The 16,628-nt window shown below is 72.5% G+C and carries 19 protein-coding genes; 10 read left to right on the top strand and 9 right to left on the bottom strand.

The window, feature by feature from the left end; genetic code table 11:
- Positions 1–56: 56 nt before the first annotated feature.
- Positions 57–770 carry an SDR family oxidoreductase gene (locus tag R2S09_RS25240; protein ID WP_316743390.1) on the bottom strand — a complete coding sequence of 238 codons (714 nt, stop codon included), beginning with the start codon at positions 768–770 and terminating at the stop codon, positions 57–59.
- A gap of 70 nt (positions 771–840) precedes the next feature.
- Here R2S09_RS25240 and R2S09_RS25235 point away from each other — a divergent pair, with 70 nt between their 5' ends.
- Positions 841–1,479 (top strand): TetR family transcriptional regulator, encoded by a 639-nt coding sequence (locus R2S09_RS25235; protein ID WP_316743388.1) that lies wholly within the window; start codon positions 841–843, stop codon positions 1,477–1,479.
- 131 nt (positions 1,480–1,610) lie between these two features.
- Here the strand turns inward: R2S09_RS25235 and R2S09_RS25230 are convergent, their stop codons facing one another.
- The 4 genes from R2S09_RS25230 to R2S09_RS25215 form a co-directional block, all read right to left on the bottom strand.
- Entirely contained in the window at positions 1,611–2,321 is a 711-nt protein-coding gene (locus tag R2S09_RS25230) for an HAD family hydrolase (protein WP_306190693.1), read from the bottom strand.
- A 15-nt stretch (positions 2,322–2,336) separates the two neighbouring features.
- On the bottom strand, positions 2,337–3,020 hold the full coding sequence (locus tag R2S09_RS25225; protein ID WP_316743385.1) for a phosphatase PAP2 family protein: 684 nt from the start codon (positions 3,018–3,020) through the stop codon (positions 2,337–2,339).
- A gap of 56 nt (positions 3,021–3,076) precedes the next feature.
- Positions 3,077–4,012, bottom strand: coding sequence for a M56 family metallopeptidase (locus R2S09_RS25220; RefSeq protein ID WP_316743383.1), 936 nt, complete (start codon positions 4,010–4,012; stop codon positions 3,077–3,079).
- Positions 4,013–4,178: 166 nt separating this feature from the next.
- On the bottom strand, positions 4,179–4,757 hold the full coding sequence (locus tag R2S09_RS25215) for a DUF5134 domain-containing protein (RefSeq protein ID WP_316743381.1): 579 nt from the start codon (positions 4,755–4,757) through the stop codon (positions 4,179–4,181).
- Between the two features lie 202 nt (positions 4,758–4,959).
- Between R2S09_RS25215 and R2S09_RS25210 the strand changes: the two genes are divergently transcribed.
- Positions 4,960–6,660, top strand: coding sequence for an FUSC family protein (locus R2S09_RS25210; RefSeq protein ID WP_306190689.1), 1,701 nt, complete (start codon positions 4,960–4,962; stop codon positions 6,658–6,660).
- Positions 6,657–7,244 carry a MarR family transcriptional regulator gene (locus R2S09_RS25205; protein WP_316743379.1) on the top strand — a complete coding sequence of 196 codons (588 nt, stop codon included), beginning with the start codon at positions 6,657–6,659 and terminating at the stop codon, positions 7,242–7,244. The genes R2S09_RS25210 and R2S09_RS25205 overlap by 4 nt, the downstream gene beginning before the upstream one ends.
- 1 nt (position 7,245) lies before the next feature.
- Here R2S09_RS25205 and R2S09_RS25200 read toward each other — a convergent pair whose 3' ends face one another.
- Both R2S09_RS25200 and R2S09_RS25195 read right to left on the bottom strand, forming a co-directional pair.
- Positions 7,246–8,028: a VOC family protein gene (locus R2S09_RS25200; protein WP_306190687.1), complete on the bottom strand. Its 783-nt coding sequence runs from the start codon at positions 8,026–8,028 to the stop codon at positions 7,246–7,248.
- Between the two features lie 95 nt (positions 8,029–8,123).
- On the bottom strand, positions 8,124–8,516 hold the full coding sequence (locus R2S09_RS25195; RefSeq protein ID WP_306190686.1) for a VOC family protein: 393 nt from the start codon (positions 8,514–8,516) through the stop codon (positions 8,124–8,126).
- Between the two features lie 344 nt (positions 8,517–8,860).
- Here R2S09_RS25195 and R2S09_RS25190 point away from each other — a divergent pair, with 344 nt between their 5' ends.
- On the top strand, positions 8,861–9,400 hold the full coding sequence (locus tag R2S09_RS25190) for a GNAT family N-acetyltransferase (RefSeq protein ID WP_316743375.1): 540 nt from the start codon (positions 8,861–8,863) through the stop codon (positions 9,398–9,400).
- Positions 9,401–9,421: 21 nt separating this feature from the next.
- Here the strand turns inward: R2S09_RS25190 and R2S09_RS25185 are convergent, their stop codons facing one another.
- A complete protein-coding gene (locus tag R2S09_RS25185) occupies positions 9,422–10,105 on the bottom strand; it encodes a glycerophosphodiester phosphodiesterase family protein (RefSeq protein ID WP_316743373.1) in 684 nt (227 codons plus the stop codon).
- A gap of 442 nt (positions 10,106–10,547) precedes the next feature.
- On the opposite strand from R2S09_RS25185, the gene R2S09_RS25180 reads away from it, so the two are divergent.
- The 4 genes from R2S09_RS25180 (at position 10,548) to R2S09_RS25165 (ending at position 14,502) form a co-directional block, all read left to right on the top strand.
- Complete coding sequence (locus tag R2S09_RS25180; protein WP_306190683.1) at positions 10,548–11,945, top strand: DUF6421 family protein; 1,398 nt, start codon at positions 10,548–10,550, stop codon at positions 11,943–11,945.
- 35 nt (positions 11,946–11,980) lie between these two features.
- The gene (locus tag R2S09_RS25175; RefSeq protein WP_306190719.1) at positions 11,981–12,733 is read left to right on the top strand and encodes an SDR family NAD(P)-dependent oxidoreductase; all 753 of its coding nucleotides are present in this window, start codon (positions 11,981–11,983) and stop codon (positions 12,731–12,733) included.
- On the top strand, positions 12,730–13,800 hold the full coding sequence (locus tag R2S09_RS25170) for a low specificity L-threonine aldolase (protein WP_316743371.1): 1,071 nt from the start codon (positions 12,730–12,732) through the stop codon (positions 13,798–13,800). Before R2S09_RS25175 ends, R2S09_RS25170 begins: the two co-directional genes overlap by 4 nt.
- 108 nt (positions 13,801–13,908) lie before the next feature.
- Positions 13,909–14,502 (top strand): transglutaminase domain-containing protein, encoded by a 594-nt coding sequence (locus R2S09_RS25165; protein WP_316743369.1) that lies wholly within the window; start codon positions 13,909–13,911, stop codon positions 14,500–14,502.
- A 37-nt stretch (positions 14,503–14,539) separates the two neighbouring features.
- Here the strand turns inward: R2S09_RS25165 and R2S09_RS25160 are convergent, their stop codons facing one another.
- Positions 14,540–15,268: a 1-acyl-sn-glycerol-3-phosphate acyltransferase gene (locus tag R2S09_RS25160; protein WP_306190681.1), complete on the bottom strand. Its 729-nt coding sequence runs from the start codon at positions 15,266–15,268 to the stop codon at positions 14,540–14,542.
- A 236-nt stretch (positions 15,269–15,504) separates the two neighbouring features.
- Here R2S09_RS25160 and R2S09_RS25155 point away from each other — a divergent pair, with 236 nt between their 5' ends.
- Together R2S09_RS25155 and R2S09_RS25150 are read left to right on the top strand one after the other, a co-directional pair.
- Positions 15,505–15,852, top strand: a complete 348-nt coding sequence (locus tag R2S09_RS25155; protein WP_306190680.1) for a thioredoxin family protein — start codon at positions 15,505–15,507, stop codon at positions 15,850–15,852.
- 198 nt (positions 15,853–16,050) lie between these two features.
- Positions 16,051–16,569: a flavin reductase family protein gene (locus R2S09_RS25150; protein WP_306190679.1), complete on the top strand. Its 519-nt coding sequence runs from the start codon at positions 16,051–16,053 to the stop codon at positions 16,567–16,569.
- Positions 16,570–16,628 lie beyond the last annotated feature (59 nt).

Genomic DNA, 16,628 nt, shown 5'->3' with positions numbered 1-16,628 from the left:
GCGACGCGGGGGATCGTCCGAGACGGGCTCATCTGTGTCCGACTGGTGTCCTGAGGCTACCTTTCGGGGCGTCCGGCACGGGTGTTCTTCCGTATCTCACGCCAGATCATGCGCGGAACACTGGGTCGTACCCGGGTGGTGGCCACCCCCATCGCCCGGCGCACGAAGCGGTCGTCGGCCAGCTGGGCGAGCATGCTCGCGGCGAGGTCGGAGCGGGCCGTGAAGACGCCGTCAGCGCTGTCCTCGGCGAGCAGGTAGGGCGTCGGGCGGGGATGGTCGAAGAGGCCCGAGGGACGCACGATCGTCCAGTCCAGGCCGTGGGCGCGGACCACGTCCTCCATGCGCCGCATGTCCTCGTGGGCCGCGCGGGCGATCACCCGGTTGACGTAGGGGTCGAGGACGTTGTTGAAGAAGAACGCCCCGCTCGGCCGCCAGCCGGGGTCCAGGACGCTGGAGCTGACGACCATCAGCCGTTTCACCCCGTGCCGCTCCATGGCGGCGGCCATATGGGCGGCCGAGTCGGAGTAGAGGGTGACCGGCCCCTTCCCCGGAGGGACGCCGAGCGCCGAGAGGACCGCGTCCTGGCCGGCGACCACGGCGTCGACGGCCCGCGCGTCCAGCGCGTCGGCCTCGGCCACGACGAGGCCCTCGCGGGCGGGGACGAGCAGCGGTCTGCGGGTGACCGCGGTGACCTCGTGCCCGTTGTCGAGGGCCTGGGTGAGCAGTTCGCGGCCGGTGGGGCCGCCGGCTCCGAAGACGGCGATGCGCATGGGTTTCTCCTCGTCGAGGTTCGCGGAACGCCTTGACGGTGCCGCCCGGAGGCCTGGATATTCAACGCTGATGAATAAAAACCGTGGCCGCCCGCGCGGCCGTCCCGCCACCAAGGCCCGGATCGCCGAGAAGGCCCGCGCCCTCTTCCTGGCCCACGGCTACCAGGGCACGACGCTGCGCGCCGTCGCCGCGGCGGCGGACGTGGACGTGGCGCTGATCGGCTACCACTTCGGTTCGAAGCAGGGGCTGTTCGGCGAGGCGATGAATATCGACTGCGGCCGTTCGACCGCGATCGTCCGGGCCCTGGACGGCGATCCGGCGTACCTGGCCGAACGGCTCATCGACGCGGTCACGGCGCTCTGGGAGGAGCCGGACGCGGACGGTGCCGGGTTCGCGGCGCTGGAGCCGGTGGCGATGCGGGACGAGGACGTCATGCGGGTGTTCCGGGAGTTCCTGGAGCGCGAGGTGCTCGGCAGGATCGCCGACCACCTCGGCGGCCGGCACGCGAGGGAACGCGCCACCGGCGCGGTGGCCGTGCTCGGCGGACTGATCTTCACCCGCTATCTGAATCCGCTGGGCCCCGTCGTCGCCCTCGACGCCGCCGGCGTACGGCGGATCCTTGCCCCCGCGCTGCGGGCGGCCCTGCACGGCGGGTCGATACCCGTACGCGCGCACCGGCTGCCCGCACGCCTGCCACGCACTGCGTGACGGGCGGCATATCGGATTCGGGTTCACACAGGCCGTTGATCCCCCGCGGTTGAGCCCCGACTTCACGCAGGCCGTTGAGCCCCGGCCGTCGAACCCCGGCCGTCGAACCGAAGGGCTTCAGCCCCGGCCGTTCAGGCCTGCTGTTCAGGCGCCCCGGCCACCAGGTCGAGCACCGGCCGCAGCGCGTCCGGCCGCTTCTCCACCGGCAGGTGGTCCACGAAGTGCACAGCGCACCCCAGGGCCGCCGCACCCCCGTCGTCGTGGCGGTTGTCCCCGACCATCAGCACGTCACCGGGGTCCGCGCCGAGCGCCTCGCACGCCACCGCGAACAGCCTCGGGTCCGGCTTCTGGATGCCGTGTTCGTACGACAGGACGAACGTGTCCACGTAGGCGTCCAGGCCGTGTTCGCGGAACACCGGGCGCAGGTCCCAGCCGATGTTGCTCACCACGGCGACCGCGATCCCGCGCTCACGCAGGGTGCGCAGCACCTCGGACGTGTCCGGGTACGGGGACCAGGCGGCCGGAGTCCTGTGACGCTCGTACAGCGCGTCGTGCAGTGCCGGGTCGGGCAGCGGTACCTGACGGGACAGACCGGTGTAGGCGGCCCGGTGCTGCTCGGCACTGCGGTCGCGGTTCTCCCACAGCCCGGCCAGCTCGTCGGGGATCCGCCCCGGGGACGCCCCGCCCGGCAACGCCCCCGCCTCCTCCAGCGCCTGCGCCGCCTCGGTCAGCTCCCGTTCCCCGAGCACCAGACCGGCCTCGTCCAGCACGGCTCGCAACCAGGATTCGGTGGACTCGACACGGAAGAGGGTCCCGGAGAAGTCGAAAAGAACGGCAGCCATGGAGGTGATCATCGCTCATTCGGACGATGCCGGCCACCGTGTGTGGACGGCCGCCGCACCCGCCACCACCGCCCCGCCCAGCAGCCAGCCGCCGAGGACGTCCGAGGGCCAGTGCACGCCCAGCCAGACGCGGGTCATGCCGACCCCGGCGACCGAGAGCACGGCCGGCATGACGGCGGCACCCCACAGGATGCCTGCGGCGCCCCCGCGGCGCAGCAGCCACAGCAGCAGGCCGCACACCACCGTCGCGGTCATGGCGTGACCCGACGGGAAGGCCGCGTAGTGGGCGGAGTCCACCGGGTCGGGCCACACGGGGCGGGGCCGGCCGACCGCGGCCTTCAGTCCCTGTTGCAGCACGGCGCCCAGCGCACATGTGCCCACCAGCCAGCACGCCGTCCACCAGGCGGATCGACGCCACAGCAGCCACACCGCGGCCGCCGCGCACAGCAGGCGCATCGTCAGCGGGTCCCACACCCAGTCGGTGAGGACACGGAACGCGTGGGTGAGGCCGCGCTCGTCGACCGCCCAGCGGTGGGTGGTGCGGGCGACAGCGCCGTCGAACACCATCAGGGGCCGCCATCGGACGACGGCCAGCGCCGCCGGCACCGCCGAGCACAGGACCAGGACCGAGGCGGCCCGGGCGGCGACGGTGCGCCGGACGGGCGGACGGGGCGGGGAGTCGACGGGAGCGGCCGGCATGACTCGATCCTCGCCCATGGGCGGACGGAGAAACACCGAACGTCGCTACCGCCCGGTCAGCCCAGCGCCCGCAACCCCGGTATCAGCGTCACAAGGACCGGGATCACCGGGACGAGCGAGGCCAACGCCGTCAGACGCAGCCGGCGGCCCGCGGTGAGCCGGTCCGGCGGAGTGAGCAGGCGGTGCACCCGCTGCGGAACATGGGCCTGCGCGGTGGGGCAGGGGCCGAACACGCCCCGGTCCTCGTTGAGTTCGACGAGCGCCAGCGCGGTCGTCAGCCGGCCGAAGCGGCGCGAGGCTATGTCGTCGGCGGCGAGTTCGACCAGGCGGTGCATCTCGTCGCGGAACGCGGCGAACACCGGCACCTGGGGAAAGCCCCCCGCCAGCGCGGCCGAACAGTGCAGCAGCCAGTCGTGCCGGGCCCGCGCGTGACCCTGCTCATGGGCGAGGACGGCGTCCAGCCGGCGCCCCTTCAGGCGGCGCAACGCGGCTGTGGTGACGACCAGCCGCGGTGGGGCGCCGGGCAGCCACCAGGCCTCCGGCCGCTCGCCCTCCAGGACCACGAGCCGGTCGGAGCCGGGCTGCTCGCCGGGCAACAGCGGAGCCCGGACGAGGAGTTCGGCACGTCGCTGGTTGCGGCGCGCCCGGGCCCGTACGACCTCGCGGACCAGCATCGCCGCGCTCCACACCCCCGCGCACGCCAGCGCCACTGCGGTCGTCGGCGCCCAGGCGCCGGCCGCGCCTAAGGCGTAGGCCTCGACCACCGCATGCGGAGCCGTGGCGAACACATGGCCGCGCACCGCCTGCCAGGCGGCCGCCGCGCTGAGGGTCATCGACAGCGCGCAGCACAGCAGGACGCCGGCCACCACGCACTGCCAGGCCCACAGGGCGACCACCGGTTCCCGGTCCGTCCAGTCGGCCCGGGCGAGCAGCCGGGGAGCGGCTACGGCGGTCAGCGCGCCGAGCAGCAGCAGGACCGCGGGCACCATCATGCGAGCACCTTATGAGCGGCCGACCGCTCGGAACACGGTTCCCCGCTCCGAAGTGACACAGACCACGGGCCCATGGCGCGCCGTACCCCCGGCCCGCGTACCACCCGTCCCGCCTCGCGGTCTCACTCGGGGTCGGTCGGCGGCACGATGTTCACGGGGCCGGCGCTCACATGGTCAGCAGCATGGCGACCATCGCCATCCCCATCGACAGCCGGCACGCCCGCGCCAGCTCCGGCCGGTCGCCCCACCGCGGGGCGCCGGTTCCCGGCACACCCGTGGCCGCACCCGCCCCCGCCGTCGCGGTCACCGCCGGCACCAGCCGGGCACCCGACAGCAGGACGTAGCCGGTGAAGTACAGCAGCAGGGCGCCGGTGAGCAGGGGTATGCCGGATCCGCCGTGACCGTGGTGGTGGGACTCCGGCGAGGCGGCCATGACGACGGACATGTAGACCATGGCGCCCGCGCCCACCAGGTGGTGCAGATGGTGCGGACTCGTCCGCGCCGACCACAGGGCGCGCAGCGCCGCCGCGCCGAAGACGGCCGCGTAGGCGGGCCAGGCCCACACCGGCGGGGTGAACGCGGCCGCGGGCACGGCCATGGCGGCCATCCCGAAGCCCATCAGCGCCTCGCCGCCCGCGGCGCGGCGCTGCTCCTCCACGGGGCTGCGCATCCGCAGCAGACAGTAGGCGCCTGTCGCCACGCAGAGCGCGACCAGCAGCCAGCCGGGCGAAGCCGGTCCGTGCACCCGCCACCTCCCCGTTCGACGGTTCCGGGCCGCTGGGCGGCGATCCGGTCGGTCGCTCTTGCGATGCCCGGGGCACGCGGTGCGCACACGAGCGCAAGGGTGTACGAGGGGAGCATTCCAGGGGGCGCGAGCCTCACCTCGCGCCCACAGGCGCGTACCCGCCGATATTTTTTACTAGTAAAACACCTGCTAAGCTTGTTCCATGAGCAGTGCGTCCCCCACCCCCGACCCCACCCTCACCCCCACGACACGCCCCGTCCGCCGCCTCCCGCTCACCAGCGTGCTGCGGCTGGGCCGCCCCTCGGACATCTGGTTCAAGCCCGCCCTGAGCGTCGTCGTCTCGGTCGCCCCGCCCAATCTCACGCTGCTCGCCCTCGGCAGGCTCGACCTGGCCATGTACACGATGGCCGGATCGCTGTGCGCCCTGTACGCCCACAACCGCCCCTACGCCGCACGGGCCCGCGTCCTGGCCTGGGTGGTGCTGGGCATGCTCGGCGGTCTGGCGCTCTCCCTGGTCGCCGCCTCGCTCACCTCGGACGCGGTCGTCCTGGTCGCCGTCGGCGCCCTCATGGCCGCCGTGCAGAAGGCGCTGTGCGACGCCACCCGCATCGGCCCGCCCGGCAACGTCGTCCTGACCTTCATCAGCTCCGCCTCCCTGTTCGTACCGCAGACCCTCGGCCAGGTCCCCGGCCATCTGGCGCTGGCCGCCGCCGCGGCCGCGTGGGCGTGGCTGGTCGGCATGGCGCCCGGCCTGCTCCGCCCGCACGGCCCGGAACGCCGCGCCACCGCCCAGGCGCTGGACACCGCCGCTGCGTACGCCGCCACGCGCGGAACCTCGGCCGGCCACGCCCGGACCCGCGTCGCCGCTGCCATCGCCGTCCAGGCCGCCTGGCAGGCCCTGGCGGCCACCGGCGCGCGCCCCGGGCCCCGGCGCGCCCTGGAGCGTCTGATCGTCCGCGCCGAGGTCGCGCTCGCCGCCCCCGCGGACACCGACCCGGAGCGGCTGCGCGGCTGGGCGCGGCAGCTGCGCGGCACCGGCCCGCTCCCGAGTGCCGGCGAGACGGCGGCGGCCACGGAGGAACTCTTCGGCGTGGACGCCGAGAACGCCGCCCCGCACCGCCCCTGGTGGAGCCGGCTCGGCCCGCTCGCCCCGGTCGCCGTGCGCACCGCCCTCGGCTGCGCGCTCGCGGGGTACGCCTCCCTCGCGCTCGGTATCGGCCGCCCCTACTGGGCCCTGGTCACCGCGGCGTCCCTCTACCAGACCAACCTCGTCCTCACCTGGAGCCGGAGCGTCCAGCGCGTCGTCGGCAACCTCGTCGGCGTCCTCGTGTTCGCCGCCATCGCCCCGCTCGCACACTCCGGTGGCCTCGCCCTCGTACTGTGCTGCGCGGCCCTCAACTTCGGTGCCGAGGCGCTGATCGGCCGGAACTACTGGCTCGGCACCATCTGCGTGACCCCGATGGCGCTGCTCATCACCGAGTTCGCCGGACGGCAGGCCGCGGGCGAGCTGATCACCGAGCGGGCCGTGGACACCGTCGTCGGCGCCCTGGTCGGCTTCGCGGCCGCCGTCGCCGTCACCAACCGCCGGACCGGCGACCGCGTCGAGCACGCCCTGACCACCGCCGACCGGGCCCGCGAGCGGGCCGCGCGCCTGCTCGCCGAGGAGCGGCCCACGCCCGCCGCGCTGGAGTCCGCCCGCCGGAACCTGGCCGCCGCGCTGGTCGAGCTGCGCGCCACCGTCGACGCCGCGTCCGGCGAGTGGTGGCAGCGCGCCCTGCCCCAGGAGCGGGTCGTGCTCACCGAGCAGTCCGCACACCGTACGCTCGCCGCGACGGTACGACGCCTGGGCCTCGACGCCCCGGTGGCGAGCACGGGCAGGACGACGGAGGACGTACGGCCATGACGGCGCACAACGGACGGCCGGCACCGGGGGAAGCGGCAGGGGGGCGGACGTCGCAGCCGGTCCCCGGCGCCGCCCGCGACGACACCGTGGCCGGAGTCGTCCGCCAGTGGCGGGCCGTCCACCCCGACCTGGACACCGACCCGATGGAGATCATCGGCCGCATCAACCGCTGCGCCGCCCTCCTCCAGCAGGCCGAGGACGCGCCACTGCGCCGCGCGGGGCTCAGCCGGGCCGAGTTCGACCTGCTCGGCGCGCTGCGGCGCACCGGACACGAGCTCACGCCGAGCGAACTGGCCCGCGAGACGTTCTCCTCGGGCGCCGCCGTCACCAAGCGGCTGAAGCAGCTGACCGAACGCGGTCTGGTGGAGCGCCGCGGCGACACCCGTGACCGCCGCGTGGCCCACGTCCACCTCACGGACGCCGGGCGGGACCTCGTCGACGGCATCCTGCCGGAGCAGCTCGCCTACGAGCGGACCGTCCTCGCCGGACTGGACGGCGAGCGGCAGGGCGAGCTGGCCGGCCTGCTGTGCATGCTGCTGGGCCGCCTGGAGGGCCGCCAGGGCCTGGCACGGCCGACGGGGTGACTCAGATTCCCTCCGGTCGGGGCTCCTCCTGCCCGGCCACGTAGATCCCGAACGCCGCGCCCTGCGGATCCCGCAGCACCGCGATGCGGGGCCCGCCCTCGACGGACGTGGGCTCTTGCAGAGGCTTGCTGCCGGCCCGCACGGCGACCTCGGTCGTCGCGTCGACGTCCTCGACCGCGAAGTACGGCAGCCAGTGCGGGGGCACGTCGGCCGGGAAGCGTTCGTGCAGCGCCGTCACGCCGCCGAAGTCCATGCCGCGCAAGCCCCACTGCGTGTACCACTCCGAGGCGTTGACGCTCCACCCGAAGACGCTGGTGTAGAAGTCGCGGGCCCGCTTCACGTCCCGGGTCGCGAGCTCCACCCAGCCCAGCGCGCCGGGCCGGTTGAACACCCCCGCGCCCGGGAAGTCCGCGGCCTGCCACATCTGGAAGGCCGCGCCGGACGGGTCGAGCGCCACGGTCCGGCGGCCCTCGTCGAAGATGTCCATGGGACCGCGGATCACTGTCCCGCCGGCCTCCACCACCTTGTTCGTGGCCTTGTCGGCGTTGGCGACGGCGAACGTGACGTTCCAGGCGACCGGCTGGGTGGGCCGGTACAGCGGGCCGATGCCCGCGACCGCCGCGTCCCCCAGTCGGGCGATGGCGTATCCACGCAGTTCCGGACGGGGGTCCGTCTCGCACCGCCAGCCGAAGACCTCTCCGTAGAACTGCTGCGCCGCCGCGAGATCGCTGGTTCCCAGCTCCGCCCAGGAGGGGCCGCCGATCACCGGTTTGTCGAACTCCATGGCATTCCTCCGGGAAGGCTCCGCCCCCACCACAAGCACGCTATCCCCGGTCACCCTCGGTGGCCAGTGGGAGTCGTCCCGGAGCCCCGTCGGCCCTAGATCCCCGCCCGGTACCGCAGCGGATGGTCCGCCGGTACCTCGACGAGGACGATCGGCGTGCCGTCCGGGTCGGCGATCCACATCTCGATCAGTCCCCACGGTTCCCGCACCGGCGGCCGTGCGATCTCGACGCCCCGTTCGCGCAGCTCCTCGTGGGCCGCGCCCACGTCCGCCACCTGGAGCCACAGCCGCACGGCGGGGGAGCGCGGGGCCTCGGAGCGGCCCGACAGCTCCAGGAAGCCGCCGCCGAGGAAGTAGACGGTGCCGCGCTCCGGTCCCGTGCCGAACTCGCGGTAGACGGCCAGACCGAGCTGCTCGCCGTAGAAGCTGCGGGAACGCTCGGGGTCGGTGGGCTGGAGCAGCGTCCGGCTGCTGAGTACGTGCACCATGTACCCGGAGCCTAGGGCCTGTCCGGCGGATCCTGCCGCAGACGCGGGGTCTGGCACGCCCTCCCCCACTGCCTCAACGGCGTGGGGGGACCCCCAGCGGCGTTGTCGTCACTCACCGACTCCCCCACGCTCGAACGAGCTCGCGCGGGGGCACCCCATCGCGTCGACTCCCTCCTCCGCCTTGCGGCTGCACGCACCAGACCCCGCTCACCTGGGTCGATCAGGTGCCGTGAATTCCCTGCGACGTGATCCGCCGGACAGGCCCTGGTGGCAGGATTGCCTTCACCCCCGCCCTGCCGCGCCCGAGCACCTTCGGCCGCGCCCGAGACCGAAAGGTATCGCCCATGGACACCGCCGCCCTCGGACTGACCTTCCGCGACGCCACCGACGCCGACGTCGATGCCCTGGTCGCGCTGATCGAGTCGGCGTACCGGGGGGAGTCCAGCCGGGTGGGGTGGACCACCGAGGCGGACATCCTCCAGGGGCAGCGGACCGACCCGGAGGGGGTGCGGGCCGTGATCAAGTCGCCGGACAGCAGGCTGCTGACGGTGGAGCGGGACGGCCGCGTGGTCGCCTGCTGCCAGCTCGAGCACCGCGGCGACCACGCCTACTTCGGCATGTTCGCGGTGAGCCCCACCCTTCAGGGCGGCGGCCTGGGCAAGCTGATCATCGCGGAGGCGGAGCGGCAGGCCCGCGAGACATGGGCCGTCACGGAGATGCACATGACGGTGATCTCCGTGCGCGAGGACCTGATCGCCTGGTACGAGCGCCGTGGCTACCGCCGTACGGGACGGATGACCCCTTTCCCGTACGGCGACGAGCGCTTCGGCGTCCCGCAGCGCGACGACCTCCAGTTCGAGCTGCTGGTCAAGGAGCTCGTGTAGTCACCGCGTCGCCCGACCGCGTCACGCGGTGAAGCGGCCGGTGCGTTTGATCTCCGGGAAGTCCGTGGTGGCCCCGTCCAGCTCCAGGGCGCGTACGAACCGCAGCTGGGCCAGGGTGTTCACCACCCAGCCGATGATCCTCAGGTCCGCCGCGCGCGCGTGCTCGACGATCTCCAGGGTGAGCCGGCGGATGTTGAGGACGAGGGTTGCGGCGCCGACCGCGCCGGCGCGCTCGACGACCTCCTTGCCGTAGTGGTCGGCGACCAGCGCGGTGCGCACGCCCGGCACCAGGTTCGCGATCTCGGCGATCGCCTCGTCGTGGAAGGACAGCACCTCGACCCGGGACACCAGGTCCCGCCGGTGCATGACCTCCGCCAGCGCCCGCGCCGCCGCCACGTCCTTGATCTCGGCCTGGAGCGGCGCCCGCACCGCGTCGAGGACCTCCTCGAAGACCGGGATCCGCTCGCCCTTGCCGGCGTCGAGCGCGCGCAGTTCGGCGAGGGTCTTGTCGGCGATCGGACCGCTGCCGTCGGTCGTGCGCTCCACGTCGGCGTCGTGCATGACGACGAGCGCGCCGTCCTTGCTCAGGTGCAGATCGAGTTCGATGGCGTCGAGGCCGGCCTGCTCGGCGGCGACGAAGGAACGGAGGGTGTTCTCGGGCTCGACACCCATGACTCCGCGGTGACCGATGGTAAGGAAGTTCAAGGTTCAACTCGCTTCCGTCGACGGCGGCTCGGCACGCACGCGGACCTTCAGGGACCTCGTAGTCCACGCGGCAGTGCCGCAGCCTAATGGCCCGGGCCCGCGATGAACCCGTGCGTACACGGGGCAGTGGGGTGACGGCCGGGACGCGACGGGCCCGTGGCCGCCTGGGCGGTCACTCCGTCGTGGGCGAGTCCCGCGGATGTTGACCGCGGTGACCCGAGGGCCGTTCCGCCGTCGCCGCAGGCCGGAATGCGACCCCCGCTCTGGGGGTGGCGCCTCACCCGACCGGCCTAGTGGAAGTGGGCGCGTCCGGGGTGGCTGACAGGAAAATGGGCGGCGACGACGGGCGCCCGCAGAATAATTTTCGGAGGGCGCCCTTGCTGCGAGAAACCCCGCATGTATACGGTCTTCTTACGCGAGCTTCTCCCGTGGAGGATGGGTCATGACGGAAATTCTTGTGCAAGTGGGTACGGAGGGGCAGGTTCCTCCGGTGAGCAGGGTGGTTGAGCACCCGTCATGGCCCGTGCTCAAGGATGCCGTGGAGCAGATCCGGCCATGGCAGTCGAAGGACGGCTCCATCGACTTCGAGGCCGAGGGCGCCCCGGCCCGGAGGGACGTCGAGACCGTCCTGGACCGCGTGATCGACGCGGTGGAGGAGCTGTCCCCGCTGCTGCCGCACGACGCCGCCTACCACGAAGCCCTGGTCAAGGACCTCCGGCGCTGGGCCGAGGGCGGCTTCCAGGTGCCGGACTTCCTCGACTCGCTGCTGGCCTTCCAGCCCGCCGCGCGCCGCGAGGACGGCCTCCAGCACCTGGTCGTCTTCCCGATGTACACGCAGAACGGCAACCCGGACCGCAACCTGGAGGCGGTCGTGCTGCGCATGGTCTGGCCGGACTGGCTGGCCGAGCTGGAGCGCACCCGTTACGACAACCCGCTGTTCTGCGGCATCACGTTCGAGGACTTCACGGCCGGCTACGACACCAACTCCGCCGTCCTGTTCCCCGAGACCATCGCCGTGCGCGAGGCCCCGGAACGCTTCTCCTGGGGCGGCATCTTCTGCGACCGCGAGGCCGCCCGCTTCCGCCGGGTGACCGCCGCCGCCGTCGGCCTCCTGGGCCTCGACCTGCCCGAGGACATCGCCGCGATGGTCCACGACCAGAGGCGGTGCGAGGAGGCCTTCGTGCTGTGGGACATGGTCCACGACCGCACCCACAGCCACGGCGACCTGCCGTTCGACCCGTTCATGATCAAGCAGCGCCAGCCGTTCTGGATGTACGGCCTGGAGGAGCTGCGCTGCGACCTCACCGCCTTCAAGGAGGCCGTGCGGCTGGAGAAGGACGGCGTCCCGCAGGCCCGTGACGTGCAGTACGCGGTGCTGTTCGACCGCATGTTCCGCTTCCCGGTCACCGGCGAGCGGGTGCGCAACTACGACGGCCTCGGCGGCCAGCTGCTCTTCGCCTACCTGCACAAGCACGACGTGGTGCGCTGGACCGACAACAAGCTCTCCATCGACTGGGAGCGCGCCCCGCAGGTCACCAACCAGCTGTGCGCCGAGATCGAGAAGCTGTACCGCGACGGCATCGACCGCCCGAAGCTGGTGCACTGGTTCGCCGGCTACGAGCTGGTCTCCCGCTTCCTCGCCCCGCACCCCGGCTCCAAGTGGGCCAAGGGCCCCGACGCCCTGGACCTGACTCAGCCGCCGCGCAAGCTCGTCGACGACGTGCTTCCGGACGAGTTTCCGCTGAGCATGTTCTACGAGGCCCTGTCCAAGAAACTGAAGAACGTGATTGCCTCCACCAAGGGCATCACCGCGGACAGCGCCGAGCGGGTCGCCGCGTGAGCGACCGCACCGAGAAGCTTGCTCAGGAGGAGAACATGGGGAACGGCAACGGGCCGCTGAGCGGTGCGGTGATCGCGGTGGCGGGCGCGGGCGGACCCGCCGGCCGGGCGACGCTGCTCAGGCTCGCCGAGGCGGGCGCGACCGTGGTCGGGGCGGACAACGACCCCGAGCGGCTCTCCCAGGCCGTCGACGCGGCCCGCTACGCCTGCGGCGGCGCCACCGTCACCGGGGACACCGTCGATCTGCTCGACCTGAAGTCCACCCAGGACTGGGCGGCTCACGTCGAGAAGGACTTCGGGCGGGTGGACGGCCTGGTCCACCTCGTCGGCGGCTGGCGCGGCAGCGAGACCTTCACCAAGACCAGCCTGGACGACTGGGACTTCCTGGAACTGCTGCTCATCCGCACGGTGCAGCACACCTCCCTCGCCTTCCACGAGGCGCTGCAGCGCAGCGAACGCGGCCGGTACGTCCTGATCAGCGCCGCCGGCGCCACCAAGCCCAGCGCGGGCAACGCCGCCTACGCCGCCGCCAAGGCCGCCGCCGAGGCGTGGACGATGGCGATGGCCGACTACTTCCGCAAGGCGGGGGGCCCCGAGGGGCCGACGTCGGCGGCTGCGATCCTGGTGGTGAAGGCGTTGGTGCACGACGCGATGCGCGCCGAGCGCCCCAACGCGAAGTTCGCGGGCTTCACGGACGTCAAGGACCTGGCCGAGGCCATCACCGGCGTCTGGGACAAGCCCGCCGCGGAAGTGAACGGAAACCGTCTGTGGCTGACCGAGAAGCCGTGAACCCTCCCAGGACCGACGCGCGTCGCCATCACGACCCGGAGGTCCGCGGTTTCGCCAGCGACAACTACGCCGGGGTCCACCCGGAGGTGCTCGCCGCCCTTGCCCTGGCCAACGGCGGGCACCAGGTCGCGTACGGAGAGGACGACTACACCGAGAACCTCCAGCGGATCGTCCGGAGCCACTTCGGCGCCACCGCCGAGGCGTTCCCGGTGTTCAACGGAACCGGCGCCAACGTCGTCGCGCTCCAGGCCGTCACCGACCGCTGGGGCGCGGTGATCTGCGCCGAGAGCGCGCACATCAACGTCGACGAGGGCGGCGCCCCCGAGCGCATGGCCGGCCTGAAGCTCCTCACCGTGCCCACGCCCGACGGCAAGCTCACGCCCGAGCTGATCGACCGGCAGGCCTACGGCTGGGAGGACGAGCACCGCGCGATGCCGCAGGCCGTCTCGATCACCCAGAGCACGGAGCTGGGCACCCTCTACACGCCCGAGGAGATCCGCGCGATCTGCGAGCACGCCCACGCACACGGGATGAAGGTGCACATGGACGGCTCCCGCATCGCCAACGCGGCCGCCTCCCTGGACGTCCCCATGCGGACGTTCACCAACGCGGTCGGCGTCGACATCCTCTCCCTGGGCGGGACGAAGAACGGTGCGATGTTCGGCGAGGCGGTCGTCGTCCTCAACCAGGACGCCGTCCGGCGGATGAGGCACATCCGCAAGATGAGCATGCAGCTCGCCTCCAAGATGCGCTTCGTCTCGGTGCAGTTGGAGGCCCTGCTGGCCAAGGACCTGTGGCTGCGCAACGCCCGGCACGCCAACGAGATGGCGCAGCGCCTGGCGGAGGGCGTACGGGCCGTGCACGGGGTGGAGATCCTCCACCCGGTCCAGGCCAACGGTGTCTTCGCCCAGTTGCCGCACGACGTGAGCGAGCGCCTGCAGAAGCGGTTCCGTTTCTACTTCTGGGACGAGGCGGCGGGTGTCGTGCGCTGGATGTGCTCCTTCGACACCACCGAGGACGACGTGGACGCCTTCGTGGCGGCGCTGAAGGAGGAGATGGCGCGCTAGCGGGGTCGCCGAAGACCGGCGGTGAGCTGCCGGTGAGATCTGCATAGTTATGCGATCACTTGAAAAGTCATTGACTGGCGAGTGATCGCATTCCTATGCTCTGGGGACATGGAGCTGATCCAGAACACCCCCGACCTGTCCGCCTATTTGGCCGCGGACGAAGCGATCGACCACGACCACCCGATGGTCCGCGAGACGGCCGCCCGCCTCGCCGAGGGGGCGGTGGACTCGTATGCCTATGCGCGATCCGCGTACGAGTTCGTGCGCGACACCGTCCCGCACTCGCAGGACTCCGGCGACCCGCGCGTCACCTGGAAGGCCTCCGACGTCCTGACGCGACGCACCGGCATCTGCTACGCCAAGGCCCATGCGCTGGCCGCCCTGCTGCGGGCCGAGGACATCCCGACGGCGCTGTGCTACCAGCGGCTGACGCACGACGACGGCGGCGGGCACGTGGTGCACGGCCTGGTCGCCGTACGGTTCAACGGCGCCTGGCACCGGCAGGACCCGCGCGGCAACAAACCGGGCGTCGACGCCCAGTTCTCCCTCGCCGGCGAACGCCTGGCCTTCGTGCCCGACCCGGAGTCGGATGAGGCGGACTACCCGGTTCTGTACTCCGAGCCGCACCCGGCCGTGCTGAGCGCCCTCAAGGCCGCGCCCGACCGGCCGTCGCTGTGGAAGACGCTCCCCGCCGCACTCTGATCCCGAGGCGAGGGACGGTTGCCGATTCGGCGGGGGATCAGTGCGCCGTGGCCATGCGGAGCTGTTCCGGGGTCGGGGCCGTGCCGCCGAGGTGGGCGGGCATCCACCAGGTGTCCTCCGGGCCCCTGGGGCGTACCGGGTAGGCGCGCTGAGCCGTCTCCAGCAGCTCCTGGACGCGCTCGCGCAGCCGGCGCGTGATGGCCCCCGCGTACTGGTCGCGAGGGGCCTCGACCGCCTCGCCCACCCGGACCGTGATGGGGGTGTGGCTGCGCCGGAAGTTGCGCGGGCGGCCCTTGGTCCACAGCCGCTGGGTGCCCCAGACGGCCATCGGGATCAGCGGGACGCCCGCCTCCTGGGCCAGGCGGGCCGCACCCGACTTGAAGCTCTTGAGGGTGAAGGACTCCGAGATGGTGGCCTCCGGGAACACGCCGATGACCTCGCCGGACCTCAGCGAGTCCAGCGCGTGGGCGTAGGCCGCCTCGCCCTGGGAGCGGTCCACCGGAATGTGCTTCATGCCGCGCATCAGCGGACCGGAGATCCGGTGCCGGAAGACCGACTCCTTGGCCATGAAGCGCACCAGGCGCTTCTGGGGAAGCGCCGCCAGCCCGTTGAAGATGAAGTCCAGATAGCTGATGTGATTGCTCACCAGCACCGCGCCGCCCGAGCGCGGGATGTTCTCCGACCCACGGCAGTCGATCTTGAGGTCCCACACCTTGAACATCGTGCGGGCCAGGCCGATGACGGGACGGTAGACGAGCTCTGCCATGGGCGGGGCGGACCCTTCTGTCTGCCAGGGAAGGGGATCCCGGCAAAGTTACGCTGCCGTAGGTTTACGGCCTGTCGCAGATCGTGCCCGAAGAACGGCCGGGGGGCCAGTCAGCGTGCCCGTCCGCGGCGAGATCCTCGTCACGTCGGGGGAATCCTCGTGGACCGGTGAACGCTGTACGGGACGGCAGCGGTGCGCCCACGGCGGCGCGATGACGGCGGAACAGGAGAGCACAGGTGGGCGGACGGACCGGGGACCGGCGGCTGGGCGCGGCCGAGTTGGGCCGGCGGCTGGGCACACACGCCACGCTGGTGCAGTTCTCCACGGCCTTCTGCGCCCCCTGCCGGGCGACCCGCAGGGTTTTGAGCGAGGTGGCCGCAATGGTGCCCGGAGTCGCCCACGTCGACATCGACGCCGAGGACCACCTGGACCTCGTGCGCGAGCTGGACATCGTCAGGACGCCCACCGTGCTGGTCCTCGACGCCGGCGGCCGCATCGTGCGGCGCGCCGCGGGTCAGCCCCGCAGAGCGGACGTCATCGCGGCCCTCGGGGCCGCGGTCAGGGGCCCCGGCCCGGGCCAGTGAGGCATCTCCCACGTTCCGGGGGCGTACTTGACTGCACGGACCACCTATCGTCAGCCTGACCCATATGCCTTGGGAACCCCTTCGCCCCGGGCGGGAACGCCGCCGGACGGCCGTCCTCGCCCGCACCGCGAGCGCGCGCTGTCCGGACTCCTAAGCAGCCTCGGATCCCGCGTCTCCCTCCAGCAGAAGGACAACTCCATGACGGCCCCGTCCGACCTCGTCCCGCCCGCCAACGCCCGGCTCGCCTCGCCCGACCTGCTCCGCTCCGTCTTCCGGCGGCACGCGGCGGGCGTCGCGGTGATCACCGCACGCGGCGAGGCCGGCCCGGTCGGTTTCACCGCCACCTCCCTGACCTCCGTCTCCGCCGAGCCCCCGCTGGTCTCCTTCGGCATCGGCACCACGGGCTCCAGCTGGCCCTCGATCTCCCGCACCGGCCACATCGGCGTCCACATACTCGGCGAGCACCAGGAAGACCTGGCCGCCACCTTCGCCCGCAGCGGTGCCGACCGGTTCGGTCCGGCCACGTCCTGGCGCGAGGGCCCCGAGCGGGTGCCCGTCCTCGACGACGTACTGGCCTGGCTGGTCTGCCGGGTCGTCGGGCGCGTTCCGGCCGGTGACCACCGCATCGTGATCGCCGAGGTCGTCCACGGCGATCCCGCCGGCGCCGGGCGTCCCCTGGTGTACCACCAGGGACGTTTCAACGGTCTGCGTGACTGAACCCGCGGACCCCCCGCCTGCGGAACGGTCGAGTTCCGGTTACGCTGCGTTGCGAAGGT

This window comes from Streptomyces sp. MK7, assembly GCF_032658145.1.
Classification (GTDB): domain Bacteria; phylum Actinomycetota; class Actinomycetes; order Streptomycetales; family Streptomycetaceae; genus Streptomyces; species Streptomyces spiralis.
The sequence above is the reverse complement of the archived record's forward strand: the minus strand, read 5'-3'. Positions and strand labels throughout refer to the sequence as shown.